The 15,905-nt window shown below is 50.8% G+C and carries 15 protein-coding genes; all 15 read left to right on the plus strand.

Annotated elements, in window-relative coordinates:
* Positions 1-140: 140 nt before the first annotated feature.
* The 15 genes from floA to dnaG all read left to right on the plus strand — a co-directional run bounded on the left by floA (position 141) and on the right by dnaG (position 15,879).
* Entirely contained in the window at positions 141-1,145 is a 1,005-nt protein-coding gene (gene floA, locus ACFORK_RS01895; protein ID WP_379195046.1) for a flotillin-like protein FloA, read from the plus strand.
* Positions 1,146-1,161: 16 nt separating this feature from the next.
* Complete coding sequence (locus ACFORK_RS01900; RefSeq protein WP_379195048.1) at positions 1,162-1,749, plus strand: hypothetical protein; 588 nt, start codon at positions 1,162-1,164, stop codon at positions 1,747-1,749.
* A gap of 256 nt (positions 1,750-2,005) precedes the next feature.
* Positions 2,006-2,299, plus strand: coding sequence for a sporulation protein YqfC (gene yqfC, locus ACFORK_RS01905; RefSeq protein WP_379195050.1), 294 nt, complete (start codon positions 2,006-2,008; stop codon positions 2,297-2,299).
* Positions 2,296-3,486: a sporulation protein YqfD gene (yqfD, locus tag ACFORK_RS01910; protein WP_379195052.1), complete on the plus strand. Its 1,191-nt coding sequence runs from the start codon at positions 2,296-2,298 to the stop codon at positions 3,484-3,486. The genes yqfC and yqfD overlap by 4 nt, the downstream gene beginning before the upstream one ends.
* 6 nt (positions 3,487-3,492) lie before the next feature.
* Positions 3,493-4,464, plus strand: coding sequence for a PhoH family protein (locus ACFORK_RS01915; protein WP_379195054.1), 972 nt, complete (start codon positions 3,493-3,495; stop codon positions 4,462-4,464).
* Positions 4,465-4,478: 14 nt separating this feature from the next.
* Positions 4,479-6,734 carry an HD family phosphohydrolase gene (locus tag ACFORK_RS01920; protein ID WP_379195056.1) on the plus strand — a complete coding sequence of 752 codons (2,256 nt, stop codon included), beginning with the start codon at positions 4,479-4,481 and terminating at the stop codon, positions 6,732-6,734.
* Positions 6,731-7,228: an rRNA maturation RNase YbeY gene (gene ybeY, locus ACFORK_RS01925; protein WP_379195058.1), complete on the plus strand. Its 498-nt coding sequence runs from the start codon at positions 6,731-6,733 to the stop codon at positions 7,226-7,228. Before ACFORK_RS01920 ends, ybeY begins: the two co-directional genes overlap by 4 nt.
* Entirely contained in the window at positions 7,228-7,623 is a 396-nt protein-coding gene (locus ACFORK_RS01930) for a diacylglycerol kinase family protein (RefSeq protein WP_379195060.1), read from the plus strand. The genes ybeY and ACFORK_RS01930 overlap by 1 nt, the downstream gene beginning before the upstream one ends.
* 337 nt (positions 7,624-7,960) lie before the next feature.
* The gene (gene era, locus ACFORK_RS01935; protein WP_379195062.1) at positions 7,961-8,857 is read left to right on the plus strand and encodes a GTPase Era; all 897 of its coding nucleotides are present in this window, start codon (positions 7,961-7,963) and stop codon (positions 8,855-8,857) included.
* A gap of 101 nt (positions 8,858-8,958) precedes the next feature.
* Complete coding sequence (locus ACFORK_RS01940) at positions 8,959-9,102, plus strand: YqzL family protein (protein ID WP_379195064.1); 144 nt, start codon at positions 8,959-8,961, stop codon at positions 9,100-9,102.
* A 36-nt stretch (positions 9,103-9,138) separates the two neighbouring features.
* Entirely contained in the window at positions 9,139-9,894 is a 756-nt protein-coding gene (gene recO, locus ACFORK_RS01945; protein ID WP_379195066.1) for a DNA repair protein RecO, read from the plus strand.
* Positions 9,895-10,353: 459 nt separating this feature from the next.
* Entirely contained in the window at positions 10,354-11,241 is an 888-nt protein-coding gene (gene glyQ, locus ACFORK_RS01950) for a glycine--tRNA ligase subunit alpha (protein ID WP_066365582.1), read from the plus strand.
* Positions 11,234-13,309 (plus strand): glycine--tRNA ligase subunit beta, encoded by a 2,076-nt coding sequence (glyS, locus tag ACFORK_RS01955; protein WP_379195068.1) that lies wholly within the window; start codon positions 11,234-11,236, stop codon positions 13,307-13,309. The genes glyQ and glyS overlap by 8 nt, the downstream gene beginning before the upstream one ends.
* 230 nt (positions 13,310-13,539) lie before the next feature.
* Complete coding sequence (locus ACFORK_RS01960; RefSeq protein ID WP_379195070.1) at positions 13,540-14,019, plus strand: YaiI/YqxD family protein; 480 nt, start codon at positions 13,540-13,542, stop codon at positions 14,017-14,019.
* A 39-nt stretch (positions 14,020-14,058) separates the two neighbouring features.
* On the plus strand, positions 14,059-15,879 hold the full coding sequence (dnaG, locus tag ACFORK_RS01965) for a DNA primase (protein ID WP_379195749.1): 1,821 nt from the start codon (positions 14,059-14,061) through the stop codon (positions 15,877-15,879).
* The last annotated feature ends 26 nt before the right edge of the window (positions 15,880-15,905 follow it).

The following is a 15,905-nucleotide window of genomic DNA, read 5'->3' on the forward strand; positions in this document are numbered from 1 at the left end:
GAAATCTGGAGACAACAGCGACCGAAAGTCCAAGCTTCACCGGAGCGACGCCGATCCTTACGTTAGTATCTTAAGTTCAACATTTATAGACGGAACTTTACACCAATGAATTTATTTAATGATGGGGGTTTGAACAACGTATGAATGAGGCAACTTTGATTCCTATATTGCTGATCGCGGTGGTCGTGATCATTGTTCTGAGTGTTTTCTTAAGCTTCTTTCCGGTCATGCTCTGGATTTCGGCCTTGGCCTCCGGAGTCAGAATCAGCATTATTACGCTGGTGGCCATGAGATTGCGCCGGGTTACACCAAGCCGGATCGTCAATCCGATGATTAAGGCAACAAAGGCCGGACTCGGTCTGAATATTAACCAGCTTGAAAGTCACTATCTGGCTGGCGGTAACGTCGACCGTGTTGTTAATGCCCTGATTGCGGCACAACGTGCCAATATTCCGTTGGAATTCACGCGTGCTGCTGCTATTGATCTAGCAGGTCGTGATGTACTGCAAGCGGTACAGATGAGCGTTAATCCGCGGGTCATTGAGACTCCAACTGTTGCTGCGGTAGCGAAAAACGGGATCGAGGTCAAAGTTAAAGCCCGGGTTACCGTACGTGCGAATATTGATCGTCTCGTCGGCGGTGCCGGTGAAGAAACGATTATTGCCCGTGTAGGTGAAGGGATTGTAACCACTGTTGGTTCCAGTAACTCTCATAAGGACGTTTTAGAGAATCCAGATTCCATCTCCCGTACAGTTTTGTCCAAGGGTCTGGACTCAGGTACTGCTTTTGAGATTCTGTCCATTGATATCGCTGACGTTGATGTCGGTAAGAACATCGGTGCCTACCTCCAGACAGAGCAGGCCGAGGCTGACAAACGCATCGCGCAGGCGAAAGCAGAAGAGCGCAGAGCAATGGCTGTAGCGCATGAGCAGGAGATGAAGGCCCGCGTCGTGGAAATGAAGGCGCTTGTGGTGGAGTCTGAATCGAAGGTTCCCCTTGCTATGGCTGAAGCGCTACGTGGCGGTCAGATCGGTGTGATGGATTATATGAACCTCAAGAATATTGAGGCGGATACGCAAATGCGCGGTTCTCTCGGCAAAATGAATGATCAGGACGAGAATAGCGGTCCGAAAAACAACAAATAAGGGGATGTGATATCCCGTGAGCTGGATCTATATCGTTGCAGTGATTATTTTTGCCATCGTCTCGAATGTGAACAAGGCTAATAAAACGAAGGGTAAGGGAGCGCCGCCGGGCGGCATGCCCACCTTCGGAGGCGGGGACGACAGCCCGCTTCGCCGGGTCAAGCGTGACGTGGGTCAGCAGGGCAGGACGTTCCCGCCACCAGGTGCTCCGGTTCCCAGGGAGACTCGGGAGCTTGCACGGGAAGAGCGTGAGTTGGAAGAGAGCTTTCCGATGGAACGGGAACAGCAATGGATTCCTGGTTCCGATGCAGATACCGATACCGGAAATGAAATGACGGTGGAGCAGGGGGAAGAACTGGATAGCGTAAATGCTCGTACTGAAAAAATGCAGCAGGAACTGGAGCGGCTCCATGCTGTCTTTGATGAAATGTCTGGTGAGCCCGCCCCAAGCGTGAAGCATGCTTCCGAGCCAGTGAACGCCGGTATGGCCTCAAGGCCGGTTCTGGCGACCAGCCGTGAGGATCTGCGGAAAGGTCTCATATGGGCAGAGATTCTCGGCCCTCCGCGTTCGAAGCGTCCGCATGCTTACCGCAAAGAAAACTAACAGGACTGTTTATATTAATGTCTGACCTTTGGCAAGAACCAATTATTTGATCTGAGCAAGAACATAAGCCTCTGGCATTTCTGGTTGCAGGAATGTCAGAGGTTTTTTTCGTATGCGGAGGCTTCTGCCGGATTCTCCCTACTGAATTGCCTGCCGAACTATCCCGTTCTGCGGGCTTTTTTCCATGAGTTCTTCTCATAAAGTGGTGCGCTATCGCATATGGTGTACAGAAGGCAGGAAGGGGGAACGTCTACTTATGACCCGTATTGGCCGCAGGCTGCGGGGATGGACAAACGGGGTGCTGGATCTGCCGCAGGATCTGCTGCAGGATATGCCCCGGATCACCCTGATCGGCAATAAGGAGCTGCATATTGAGAATCATCGCGGCGTGCTGCACTTTTCCTCCGGGCAGCTGAAGCTTGCGTTAGCCAAGGGCTCGCTGGAAATCACAGGCGAGGGGCTTATGATCCGGAATATTCTTGGCCAGGAGCTGGCTATAGAGGGGATAATCGGGGAAATCAGGTACAAGGAAAGCGAGGAGAGATCATGAAGGAACCGCCTCTGTCATCACTGCGGGGGTTCGTTACTCTGCAAGTGACGGGACCGCAGGTGGAAGGATTCATTAACGCTGTTGCCGAGGCAGGCATAGTCATCTGGGACGTGAAGCCTGCCGGGAACGGCGCTTCCTTGAAGCTGCTGCTGGACGATTTCTATAACCTCCGGCCGCTCTTGAAGCGGACAGGCTGCCGCATGCATGTCACCGGACGGCATGGTCTGCCCTTTAAGATGGTCCTTCTGTGGAAACGTAAATTTTTTGCCGTGGGCGTGGTACTGTTCGGTGTCTCTCTCCTACTTCTATGCTCTATGGTCTGGAGTATCAAGGTGGAGGGGAATAACCGCATTGCCTCAGAGGATATTTTAACGGCCGCCCGTAAAGAGGGGCTTTATACCTATCAATGGATCTGGCGTCTGAAGGACCCGGACAAGCTGGCTACAGAACTGACGAACCATCTGCCGGGTGTCTCATGGGTAGGCATGGAGCGAACAGGGACAAGTGTAGTCATACAGGTGGTAGAAGCTGCCCAGCCGGAGCGAAAACCGCTGCTTAGCAATCGTCACTTGATTAGCCGCACCGATGCGGTGGTAACCAATATATACGCGGAGCAGGGTAGGCCGGTTGTCGCCCGTAACTCCCGCGTGAAGAAAGGAGATGTCCTGATCTCTGGTATCCTCGGTGACGAAGAGTTCTCCAAGGCTGTGGTTGCCAAGGGGGAAGTCAAGGGACTTGTCTGGCATGAATACAATATCACGGTTCCACTTGAAACGAAGGGCAGCTCCTACACTGGTGAACGGAAGGATCGCAGCTATCTCGTGCTCGGCAAGTGGGCGATCCAGCTGTGGGGCTATGGAAAATCGACTTTCGAGGCATCGAGAACGCTGACCGAAATGGACCCGCTGACCTGGCGGTCCATCGAGCTTCCAGTGGGTTGGATGACAGAAAAGGAGATGGAGGTCCGGGAGACATCCGCCACGCGTACGGTAGAAGAGGCCAAAGCGGAGGGGCTGGAGCGGGCCAAAGCTGATATTTTCGCGCGTTACGGCACCGAAAGCGTCATCAAAAGTCAAAAAATTTTGCATGAGAAGAAAGAGAATGGTAAAGTTTATATGAAAGTACTTTTTGAAGTAGAAGAGAGTATCGCGGAAGAACTTCCGATAGTAAACAACCAAGGAGAATGAGGCTACTTGTCAGAACAGACTGCAAGCATTCGTATATCTTTGCAAAATGCGGGAGAAGCGCAATCCCTCTTCGGCCCGCAGGATGGATTTCTGAAAATCATCGAGAGTGAAATTCCGGCAACCATTGATTCCCGCGAGGCGGAGCTTACGGTGCGCGGTGCAGAACAGAAAGTAGACAAGCTGGGTCAACTGTTCAATGTGCTGCTGTCTCTGATCCGCAGCGGATACATACTCAGTGAGCGGGATGTGCAGTATGCTGTGGAGCTTGCGAAGGATTATCGCGCCGATCAGCTGCTCGACTTGTTCAAAGGCGAAATTACAACAACCTTCCGCGGCAAGCCGATCCGTGTGAAGACGGTTGGACAGAAGCATTATGTGACTACGATCAAGAAACGGGATATTGTTTTTGGGATTGGCCCGGCTGGTACGGGTAAGACTTATCTGGCCGTAGTTCTGGCCGTTGCGGCGCTGAAGGAAGGCGCGGTTAAGCGAATTGTGCTAACTCGTCCGGCTGTTGAAGCAGGGGAGAGCCTGGGCTTCCTTCCTGGAGATCTGCAGGAGAAGGTAGATCCGTATCTCAGACCGCTCTACGACGCCCTGTACGACGTTATGGGGCCCGATCAGGTGGCGAAGGCACTAGAACGGGGATTGATCGAAATCGCCCCTCTGGCCTATATGCGGGGGCGTACGCTGGATGATTCCTTTATCATCCTCGATGAAGCGCAGAACACGACACCGGAGCAGATGAAAATGTTCCTGACTCGGCTCGGCTTCGGCTCCAAGATGGTTATTACTGGGGACGTGACCCAGATTGACCTGCCTCGTGGCAAAAAATCCGGCCTGATTGAAGCAAAAGCGATTTTATCCGGTATAGAAGAGCTGGGCTTTGTCTATTTTGCGGAACAGGATGTAGTACGGCATTCATTGGTGCAAAAGATCATTGTCGCCTATGACCGGGCTGCCGAAAACCTTGAATAAAGGGGACTGTCTCCATGGATTCAAAGCAACCTACGAAATTAAGCGGATTTGTATACAGCAATAACGGATGGAAGTATAGCGCGGTGACGCGCTATGCTCTTTTCCTGTTGCTCGGAATTGTGTTCTACTTCTCTCTCGCACCCGACCTGTTACCTAAGCGGTACGATATCAAGGAAGGGACCCAGAGTGCAAAGGAGATTACATCACCTAAGCGAATTCAGGACAACAAAGCTACACTTAAGGCACAGGAGCAGGCTGCTGAGAATGTGGAGCCACGCTATAAAATCATCCCCATGCGAGCGGACAATTCGGTTACGTCATTGCTCGACCGGATTGACCGGCTTAATCAGGATGACCTAATCTCCCAGAGCGACAAAACAGGCATATACCGTGAGGAGATTCCGAAGCGGGCCAGTGATTTCATTCTGAACTTTGTAAGCACAAGCCGAAATAACGGTACATACTCAGATCATCTACTGGATGAAATGCAGTCGGTGATCAAGGATCAGACCTATGTTATTCCAGAAGAGACGTTTATCAAAATCCCGCGGCTGACTTCCCAGGACATCATCGAGATGAAGCCTGTGGCTCGTGATATTGTCAATCGACTGATGAACGACCAGATTACGGACGCTCAGACCGCAAGGGCTAAGGTGGCTGAACAGGTTAGCATCAGTGCGCTCAGCCAGCGTACCGCCCGGGAAGTCGTGCAGGAGTTGGTACGTCTCGTCATTACGAGCAACAAATTCTATGATGAGGATGCCACCAAGGATGCTGAGGTTCAGGCCCGCGAAAATGCACCGAAGGTGTTCATTGAGCAAGGGGATGTACTTGTTGCCAAGGGCCAAATGATCACGCCAGAGCTGTACAAGCTTCTGGATGAGAGCGGCCTTTTGAACAACAAAGTCAACTATTGGCCACAGCTTGGCCTATTGATGCTCGCTGCGATGTTGTCTACCGGCCTCTTGATGTTTATCCGCTATACTGGAGGCCCATCCAGCTTCAAGTATAATAACTCCCAGCTGTTGATGCTGGTTCTGGTCTTTGTAATTACAATCGTCTTGATGCGTCTTGCAGCGTTTCTCCAGAGCGATGTACGTCCTTATACTGGTTTTCTGGCTCCGGTCGCCATCGGCGCCATGCTGGTAGCGATGCTACTGGATATGACGCTGGCGTACTTCTGCTCGATCCTGTTCGCCATTCTGGCTAGCGTTATCCTGAATGTGCAGCTGGATACCGTATTTGACTTTACGTTTGGCTTTTTTGCCCTGGTCGTGTCTTATGTTGCGATCTTTGCCACTCATCGGGCTGGACAACGCTCCGCCTTGCTAAAAGGCGGAATTATGGTATCATTGTTCGGCAGTGTGACGGTCTTTATGCTTACGCTGTTAAGCGGTGGTGTCTTGAAAGAAATGGATACGCTGTATGCGCTCGGGTTTGCTTTTACCGGCGGTCTTCTGACGGCTGTGCTGGTTATCGGCTTGATGCCGTTCTTCGAAGCTACCTTTGGCATTCTATCGGCTCTTAAGCTGGTAGAGTTGTCGAATCCCAACCATCCTCTGCTGCGCAAGCTACTGACGGAAACACCCGGCACATATCATCATAGTGTGATGGTTGGCAATTTGTCGGAAGCAGCGGCGGAAGCGATCGGTGCGGATGGATTACTCTGCCGGGTAGGCTCCTATTATCATGATATCGGCAAGACCAAACGGCCGTTTTATTTCATCGAGAATCAGAACAATATGGAGAATCCACATGACTCTATAGAGCCGATGCTCAGTAAATCCATTATTGTGGCTCACGCCCGGGACGGGGTCGAGATGTTGAAGGAGTACAAGCTCCCCAAACCGATCCGCGACATCGCCGAGCAGCATCATGGAACAACATTTTTGCATTATTTTTATCATAAGGCGCTACGTCTTGCTGAAGAGAAGGGGACTACACCTGATTTCGAAGAAGATGATTTCCGTTATCCGGGGCCCAAGGCTCAATCCAAGGAATCAGCGGTGGTTGGCATAGCGGACAGTGTGGAAGCTGCTGTTCGATCCTTACGCAAGCCGACCGTTGAGCAGGTGGAAACAATGATCGAGAAGATCATCAAGAGCCGCCTCGATGACCATCAGTTTGACGAGTGTGATCTCACTATCAAGGAACTGGACATCATTGCGCGCACGTTAAAAGAAACGGTGATGGGCATATTCCACTCCCGGATTGAGTATCCGGAGGAAGCGCGTAAGCCGAAAAAAGAGGAAGGGGCTGTTGGTACATGAGCCTGAATGTGGTATGGAATAATGAACAAGAGCAATTTGAAATCAACGACAGTCTCATTGCATTGCTGGAGAGTATCCTGCAAAAAGCGGGGGAGGCTGAAGGCATTGATAGCGGCGAAGTCGATCTGACTTTCGTAGACAATGAGCGAATCCATGAATTAAACCGGGAATACCGCGGCATTGATCGCCCGACGGATGTACTGTCGTTTGCGATGAACGAATCGGCGGAAGATGAACCGGAAATTATATATGAGCTGGAGGAAGGCGAGACACTGGAGGATGTTCCGGAGGTGCTTGGGGATATTATTATTTCTGTCCCTCGTGCTCAGGAGCAGGCATTGGAATACGGCCACTCTTTAGAACGTGAGCTTGGCTTCCTGTTCGTGCACGGCTTTCTGCATCTGCTAGGTTACGACCATCAGGATGACGCCTCCGAAGCTGAAATGATGTCCAAGCAAGAGCATGTTCTGGCTCAGGTCGGACTGACGCGCTAATGGTTAAGAACACGGCAGTAGGGCGCAAAAAGTTCTGGTATTCCTTTCGCTTCGCCGCACAAGGCATCGTCGCGGCATTCAAATCGGAATTGAACATGAAAGTGCACTGCGGTCTTGCTGTAATCGTCCTTCTCGCTGCAGCGGTATTCAGACTGCCTCCGGGTAGCTGGCTGCTGTTGCTGCTGGCGATTACGCTGGTGTTGGCCGCCGAACTGATGAATACGGCTATAGAAGCGACGATTGATCTGGTCTCGCCGGAGATTCACCCACTGGCCAAGAAAGCCAAAGATACCGCCGCAGGAGCCGTGCTTCTATCGGCGGTGTTTGCTGTAATTATGGGGATTTATGTGTTTTATCACCCTGTGATAGACTGGATTACCGGACTTATGTCATAATCAGTGTACCTCAGATTTCATAGCATAAAGATTGCAGGCATACCCAGGGGCGGATTTCGCGGTTTGCGATTCCGCCCTTTTTGAAGTGGGCAAGGACTCTTACGTTTCTTTGCCGGGAATACTAGGGTAGTAACTTACGAAGCCATCTCTAGGGAAATGTATTAATGGGCTTCATGCTGATGCACATACCACGCAAGTTGTTGCGCGCTGCCGCCGATATGGCAAGCCCGATGGGCTGGATGATTCGCCAGGAACGGCGATGCATAATTTAACGGGATATATTCCAGTTAAATGATTTCCAGAATAAATTATTGTTCATTCAAGGAAGGAAGATTAGATGAAGAAGTTCAAATCAGGCTTTGTTGCCATTATCGGGAGACCGAATGTAGGTAAATCGACACTTATGAATCAGGTGATTGGACAGAAAATCGCCATCATGTCGGACAAGCCGCAAACCACTAGAAATAAAATTCACGGGGTATATACAACGAATGAATCACAAGTCGTATTCCTGGATACACCGGGGATTCACAAGAGACAGTCCAAGCTGGGTGATTTCATGAATCAGACAGCGATGAGCACATTGGGCGAAGTAGAGGCTGTATTGTTCCTGGTGGACGCTGCAGATGGACTGGGCGGAGGCGACCGTTTTATTGCGGAGCAGTTACAAGGGCTGAAGACGCCGGTTATTCTTGTGATGAACAAAATTGACAAAATTGAGCCGGAAGCGTTGCTGCCGCTGATCACGCAATATCAAAAGCTGCACAACTTTGCCGAGATCGTACCGATCTCCGCCAAGCTGGGCAACAATGTCAACACGCTATTGGAGCAGATACAGAAGTATCTGCCTGAAGGGCCACAGTACTATCCGGAGGATCAGGTTACGGATCACCCTGAGCAGTTTGTCGTTGCCGAGCTGGTGCGAGAGAAGATCCTGCATCTGACCCGTGAAGAGGTGCCGCATTCCATCGCGGTGGCCATTGAAGATATGCGTGTGGAGTCGAACGGTGTGGTACACATCTCAGCTGTTATTTTTGTCGAGCGCGATTCACAGAAAGGAATCATTATCGGCAAGCAAGGGGCGCTGCTGAAAGAAGTCGGCAAGCGTGCTCGTATGGACATTGAGCGTCTGCTGGGATCGAAGATTTTTCTGGAGCTTTGGGTAAAGGTGAAAAAAGACTGGCGCAATCAGGACCGTGTCCTGCGTGACTTGGGTTTTCATAAAGATCAATAATGACTTCGCCACCTTGGCAGGAATTGCAAGGATAGAACCCGGTACATCGCACATCCTAATTTCGAAGAGACATCGTGTTTCCGAAGAAAGGATGAATACGAATGCGAGATTTTTCGTGGAAGTATTTTGCAATGACTGGAGATGTCGATGCTTATCTGCTGTATAGGGAAGCTGCAGGCTCGCTCCCCGAGAGCGGACCTGTACCGGCGGAGGAAGAGCAGGTCTATGATGAAGAAGCGCAATAGGGACTGGTTGCTTGCCGAATGGTTGGGGGAAGAGGCATGCTACACAGGGTGGAAGGGATCGTCATCCGCAGCATGGACTACGGTGAAGGGAACGCGATCATTACGCTTTGCACCGAGAACGCGGGCAAAGTAGGTGTGCTCGTACGCGGTGCCAAGAAGGTCAAAAGCCGCCATGCTGCGCTGATTCAGCTGTTTACAGTTGGAGAATTTGTTTTTTTCAGAAATAACGGGGGACTCGGTACGCTGAACTCCGGTGAGATTACGCAATCTCATCATCCACTGCGTGAGGATTTGATCAAAGCGGCCTACGCCTCCTACGCCTGCGAGCTGCTGGATCGTGTGCTGCATGATGAGGAGACCGGAAGCTTTTGGTTTCGCCAACTGACGGCCTGCCTAAATGCGCTGGAAGAAGATAAGGAACCCGGTGTGATTATTAATATTTTCGAAATGAAGCTTCTCCAGGCAGCGGGGTATGGTCCGGAATTGGATACATGTATCATCTGTGGCTCGCAAAAACCTGATGACCAGCTTCTGATCAGTCCCCGCCTCGGCGGGGTGCTGTGCCGAAGCTGCAAGCATCAGGACCCTCCAGCACTTACGATTTCACCCCGGGCGCTGAAGCTGCTACGCTTATTCGCGGCACTGGATCTGACCCGGCTCGGCAATGTGGATGTGAAGGAAGCCACCCGTTTGGAACTCAAGAAAATTATGCGATCATTTATGGATATGCAGCTTGGGCTACGGCTGAAATCGCAGAACTTTCTGGACCAGCTGGATAAATACGAGATTTGACGAATCTCGAAATTTCCGTTAATATAGTGGCAGTTTACTTTTATTAATTGTGGTCTGCCGTAATAGCTCCGTTAAGGAGAACGTGCATCGATCGGGAAAGTAATGAACCGTATTGTCATATCAGCGAGTCGGGGGCAGTGGAAGCCTGGCAGGGCAAAGTTCATGAACATGGCACCCGGGAGTACGAAGCGGCACCAAGCGAAAAGTGGATTCGTCACCCTGTTCTTGGTTTTTTCATGATCAGTTACGGGACGGATCAAGTAGGGTGGAACCGCGGGAGAACATGTTAAGCTCTCGTCCCTATGTCTGTATATCAGGCATGGGGGCGGGAGCTTTTTGACCTGTGGCTAGCCGGAGAGTCTTCCGGTGCGCTGCAAGAATAGAGAAGAGCCGCCTCCAGCGCAAGGCCTAAAGAAGGCATCAGGCATGAAAAAACTTGTAAGCGAAGGAGTCGGTAGCATGAACTTTCAGCAGATGATTTTGACACTGCAGCAGTTTTGGGCAGCACACAACTGTATTATCGTCCAGCCGTACGATACGGAAAAAGGGGCGGGTACGATGAACCCTATGACCTTTTTACGTTCACTGGGACCAGAGCCGTGGAAGGTGGCTTATGTAGAGCCTTCACGCCGTCCGTCAGACGGACGTTACGGGGAGAACCCTAACCGTTTGTACCAGCATCACCAGTTCCAGGTGATTATCAAGCCGTCCCCGGACAATATCCAGGAGATTTATTTGGAAAGTCTGAAGGCGCTTGGCGTAGATCCGCTCTTGCATGACATTCGTTTTGTAGAGGACAACTGGGAGAATCCTTCCCTTGGTTGCGCGGGCCTTGGTTGGGAAGTATGGCTGGATGGGATGGAAATCACACAGTTTACGTACTTCCAGCAAGTGGGCGGTATCGAGACACATCCGGTAGCTGTTGAAATCACCTATGGTATGGAACGTCTCGCCTCCTATATCCAGGAGAAGGAAAATGTATTCGACCTGGAGTGGGTGGACGGAATCAGCTATGGAGATGTATTCCATCAGCCGGAAGTGGAGCATTCCACATATACCTTTGAAGTTTCCGATGTCAAAATGTTGTTCACACTGTTCAACACATATGAAGAAGAAGCCCGCAGAGCGATGGAGAACCATCTGGTGTTCCCGGCTTATGATTATGTGCTGAAATGCTCCCATACCTTTAACCTGCTGGATGCACGGGGAGCAATCAGTGTAACTGAACGCACCGGCTTTATTACGAGAGTACGTAATCTGGCTCGTACGGTAGCTGCAACATATGTGGAGGAACGCGAGAAGCTTGGCTTCCCGCTGCTGAAGAAAGAAGGTGCTGACCGTGGCTAAAGATATCTTGTTCGAGATCGGTCTGGAGGAAGTTCCGGCCCGTTTCATCCGTGCTGCGATGGAGCAGCTTGAAGACAGAATGTCCAAATGGCTGGAATCCTCGCGTATTTCTCATAGCGGGGTTACCGCCTATGCAACGCCCCGTCGTCTGGCTGTTCTGGTCAAGGATGCCGCGGATAAGCAGACCGATATCAGTGAAGAAGTCAAGGGGCCGTCACGCAAAATTGCTCTGGACGCAAGCGGCGAATGGAGCAAGGCAGCACTTGGTTTTGCCCGTAGCCAAGGGGTATCTCCAGAGCAGTTTACCTTTAAGGAACTGGCAGGCGTTGAATATATATACGCTACGAAAAGCAGTGCTGGTGTAGAAACATCCACACTATTGGCAGAAGGTCTGACGGACATCGTTAATGCCATGACGTTCCCGAAAAACATGCGTTGGGGCAGCTATGACTTCAAGTTCGTACGTCCGATCCGCTGGCTGGTTGCCTTGTTCGGCCAGGACATTATTGATTTGGAGATCACTGGTGTCAAAGCCGGTAATACGAGTCGTGGACATCGTTTCCTCGGGGGCGAGACTGTAATTGCCGAGCCTGCCGCTTATGTAGAGAGCCTGCGGTCACAGCATGTGCTGGCTGATGTGAAGGAACGTGAGAGCCTGATCCTAGATCAGATTCACAAGCTGGCTGCTGAGAAAAACTGGACCATCGCCATCAAGGAAGATTTGCTTGAAGAAGTATTGTTCCTGGTGGAGACGCCAACAGTTCTGTTCGGAACCTTCGACCCATCCTTCCTGAATATTCCGCAGGACGTATTGATTACCTCGATGCGCGAGCATCAGCGTTACTTCCCGGTACTGGATACAGAAGGCAAGCTGCTGCCATTCTTCGTTACTGTCCGTAACGGAAACGCGGAATCACTGGATGTGATTGCGAAGGGGAACGAGAAAGTGCTTCGTGCTCGCTTGTCTGATGCCAAGTTCTTCTATGAAGAGGATCAGAAGCTGCAAATCAGTGACGCACTGGCCAAGCTGGAAAATATCGTGTATCACGAAGAAATCGGCAGTATCGGCGATAAAGTCCGTCGAATTCGCAAGATCGCGGATCTGCTGGCTGCGAAGCTGAATCTGCCTGCGGCAACTGCGTCTGAAGTCAGCCGCACCGCTGATATTTGCAAATTCGATCTGGTTACCCAAATGGTCTATGAGTTCCCTGAACTCCAGGGCACCATGGGTGAAGATTATGCACGTAAAGCCGGAGAACCGGAGACGGTTGCCAAAGCGATCTTTGAACACTACCAGCCGCGTTTCGCCGGGGATCAGGTTCCATCGACAGATGCAGGTGCGATAGTCAGCCTTGCGGATAAAATAGATACTATTGTCGGCTGCTTCTCCATTGGCATCATTCCGACTGGATCTCAGGACCCTTATGCACTGCGCCGCCAGGCTGCAGGGATCGTGCAGATCGTGCTGGAGCGTCAGCTTCCAATCTCACTGCAGGATATTTTTGCCGCTGCAACTGAAGTGCATGAAAGTTCACGAAATCTGAAACATTCGGGTGAGGAACTGCGTAATACTCTTTACGAGTTCTTTGGTCTGCGCGTGAAACGCCTACTGTCCGACAATGTTCGTTATGATGTAGTGGATGCTGTCATTGCTGCCGGTTTTGATGATGTAGTGAATGTAGTGGCCAGAAGCAAGGCATTGATGGATTCCGTCACCGGACAAGAGGATTTCAAGATTACTGTGGATTCCCTGACCCGGGTCAGCAACCTTGCCGCCAAGGCAACGGAAGTCACTATCGACCCTGCATTGCTGGTGGAAGCTGCTGAGGTGAAACTGTATGAGACATGGCAGGCTCTGCACACGCCTTACCGTGACGCCCTTGCTAGCAAGCAAGCTGAAGAAGCATTGTCTATTCTTTCCGGCTTGAAGGATGCCGTTACCGGATTCTTCGATTCCGTTATGGTTATGGCAGAGGATGAGAAGGTGCGCGCTAACCGTCTGGCCCTGCTGGCTGGCATTGATGCCGACTCGAAGATTTTCGCTGATTTCGGCAAGCTGGTGTGGTAAACAAAGGACGCTTCCTTTATTCCTGGCTATAAAAAAGTTAAGTGTTTTATGGTATAGATTGATGGTTTAGGGTATAAATATACGGAACAGTGCCAAAGCGTCAGCTTGACAACTGTTCCGTATTTATGATTTTGCCAAATTGTCAGCTCACGTTTCGGGATTCAGATTATATTGAATAAAGAAGGATTTTATACCAGAAGCGCGTATATATACTACACGGGAAATTGGTGATGAAGATGGAGAAGTCTCCGGTGAGAACAATTGTCGTAGACGGAGATGCTTGTCCGGTCAAAAAAGAAATTGCCGCTGTAGGCCGCTCCTTTGGGATTCCAGTGGTTATGGTATCTTCCTATGACCATGCGCTTAAGAGTGAAGAAGGGGTAACGGTTGTGCAGGTGGACCGGGGCGATCAGAGTGCTGATCTGTATATTGCCAATCATATCTCCGCAGGCGATGTGGTGCTGACGCAGGATTATGGACTGGCCGCACTGGCGCTGGGCAAACGCTGCAGTGTGCTTTCATTTCGTGGCCAGGATTATAAGGATTCCACGATGGATTTCATGCTGGAGGGAAGGCATGCCAGAGCAGTGGAACGAAGGCGGGGACGCTATTCTAAAGGGCCAAAACCCATCACTGCTGAGGAGAAAAACTTTTTTCAACATAAACTGACAAAACTTTTAACAATTTTGCAGGAGAATGTTCAGCTGTAGCGAATTATATTTATTTGTTAAGAGATGAAGGTGGTTGAAATGGCTAGCGGACAGGGAAGTATCCCGGAAGAGGTCATCGAGAGCGTGCTGGCACGCCATGATATTGTCGATACCGTCGGTAAAGTTGTCCAGTTGACCAAGCGGGGGAAATATTTATGGGGCCTCTGCCCGTTTCATTCGGAGAAAACCCCTTCCTTCACGGTCACTCCAGAGCGTGGAGTGTTTCATTGCTTTAGCTGCGGTATGGGCGGAAATGCCATCAAATTCAGGATGGAAATCGAAGGGTTATCCTTCCCCGAGGCAGTTAGAACGATGGCCGAAGAAAGCGACATTCCTCTTCCGGAAGGGAAAAGCGGGCTATTGTCTCCGCCTGACCCGGAACGGGACCGGCTGCTGCAAGCGTATGAATGGTCTGCGAAGTTCTATCATTTTCTGCTGAAGAATACGGAGCACGGCACTGCCGCCATGGAGTATTTAAGATCCCGGAATTTCAGCGATAAAATGATTGACCAGTTCCAGATCGGGTACGCGCCGGACCGCTGGGATACACTCCAGCAATTTTTGGAGAAGCGCCAATTTGATCTCGCCGAGATGGAGCGGGGCGGACTATTGTCTGTCAGAGGCGAGGGTAAAGGCTTCATCGACCGTTTTCGCGGCCGGATTATGTTTCCGATTGCGAGCCGCACAGGCAAGGTGATTGCTTTTGCCGGAAGAATTCTGGGGGAAGGCCAACCAAAGTATCTGAATTCCCCGGACACCAAGCTGTTTAACAAAAGCAGGGTTCTGTACAATCTGCACCAGTCGAAAGCATCCATTCGCAAAACGCGGCAAATCGTTCTGTTAGAGGGATATGGGGATGTCATTTCAGCCTGGGAATCAGGTGTGCTGAACGGCGTTGCCACCATGGGGACCTCGCTCACCGAGAATCATGTGGCAATGATGAAAAATCTGGCTGATGAGATTGTGCTGTCGTATGATGGCGACCGGGCGGGACAAGCTGCTGCCATCAAGGCTATTCCTATGCTGGAGGGAGCGGGGTTCCGCGTGAAAGTTGCCGTGCTGCCCAGCGGACTGGACCCGGATGAATTTATTTCCCGTTTTGGCGGGGAGCGGTTCAGGGAACAGGTGATTGAGTCGGCGGTCTCATCCGTGAAATTTAAGCTTATATATCTGAAAAAAAACCATATACTCCTAGAGGAAGACGGTAAAATTGCTTACGTAAAAGAAGCACTTCAGATTATTGCATCCTTGCATTCCTCTACGGAACGAGAAGTTTATTTGCGGGAAATCGCCTCCGAGCTGGAGCTGTCATATGATAGTTTAAAGCAGGATTGCAATTTACTCCGGGCATCGATGCAAAAAAACATCCCCGAAGGGGATAATAACGATAATAGGTGGAATAATGGTAGGCATAAAAAAGGGCAAGTGCAGACACCTACGCTGCTACCCGCTTACCATGTCGCAGAACGGCGCCTGTTGTCCTTCATGATTCAGGACCCGGAAGCCGCCACATATGTGGGCGAACGCCTCGGAGAAGAGTTCAACATCGATGATCATGCGGCAATTGCCGCTTATCTATACGCCTATTACGCTCAAGGAAAACCACCGGGAATCAGCCGGTTTCTCTCATCTCTTCAGGATGACCGTCTGGAAAAAACGGCGACTGCCATTTCTATGATGGATACCCCTCCAGACTGGAATACGCAGGTGCTGGACGATTACATCCGTGAAGTGCGGAAATACCCCCTGCAGCGCAGGATGGAACAGAAGCGAGAAGAAATGATTCAGGCCGAAAAAACAGGTGACTTTTTGCGTGCGGCACAAATAGCAAGTGAGATTATAGCCCTAGAGAGACAATGAAATGCCTGGCAGGATGTACCTAGGGA

The organism is Paenibacillus sp. GCM10012306 (genome assembly GCF_042649265.1).
In the GTDB taxonomy this organism is placed as follows: Bacteria; Bacillota; Bacilli; order Paenibacillales; family Paenibacillaceae; genus Paenibacillus_AQ.

Coding starts and splice junctions, on each gene's coding strand:
- floA (WP_379195046.1), top strand. CDS start 141: ATGAATGAGGCAACTTTGATTCCTATATTGCTGATCGCGGTGGTCGTG.
- yqfC (WP_379195050.1), top strand. CDS start 2,006: ATGACCCGTATTGGCCGCAGGCTGCGGGGATGGACAAACGGGGTGCTG.
- yqfD (WP_379195052.1), top strand. CDS start 2,296: ATGAAGGAACCGCCTCTGTCATCACTGCGGGGGTTCGTTACTCTGCAA.
- ACFORK_RS01920 (WP_379195056.1), top strand. CDS start 4,479: ATGGATTCAAAGCAACCTACGAAATTAAGCGGATTTGTATACAGCAAT.
- ybeY (WP_379195058.1), top strand. CDS start 6,731: ATGAGCCTGAATGTGGTATGGAATAATGAACAAGAGCAATTTGAAATC.
- ACFORK_RS01930 (WP_379195060.1), top strand. CDS start 7,228: ATGGTTAAGAACACGGCAGTAGGGCGCAAAAAGTTCTGGTATTCCTTT.
- era (WP_379195062.1), top strand. CDS start 7,961: ATGAAGAAGTTCAAATCAGGCTTTGTTGCCATTATCGGGAGACCGAAT.
- ACFORK_RS01940 (WP_379195064.1), top strand. CDS start 8,959: ATGCGAGATTTTTCGTGGAAGTATTTTGCAATGACTGGAGATGTCGAT.
- recO (WP_379195066.1), top strand. CDS start 9,139: ATGCTACACAGGGTGGAAGGGATCGTCATCCGCAGCATGGACTACGGT.
- glyQ (WP_066365582.1), top strand. CDS start 10,354: ATGAACTTTCAGCAGATGATTTTGACACTGCAGCAGTTTTGGGCAGCA.
- ACFORK_RS01960 (WP_379195070.1), top strand. CDS start 13,540: ATGAAGATGGAGAAGTCTCCGGTGAGAACAATTGTCGTAGACGGAGAT.
- dnaG (WP_379195749.1), top strand. CDS start 14,059: ATGGCTAGCGGACAGGGAAGTATCCCGGAAGAGGTCATCGAGAGCGTG.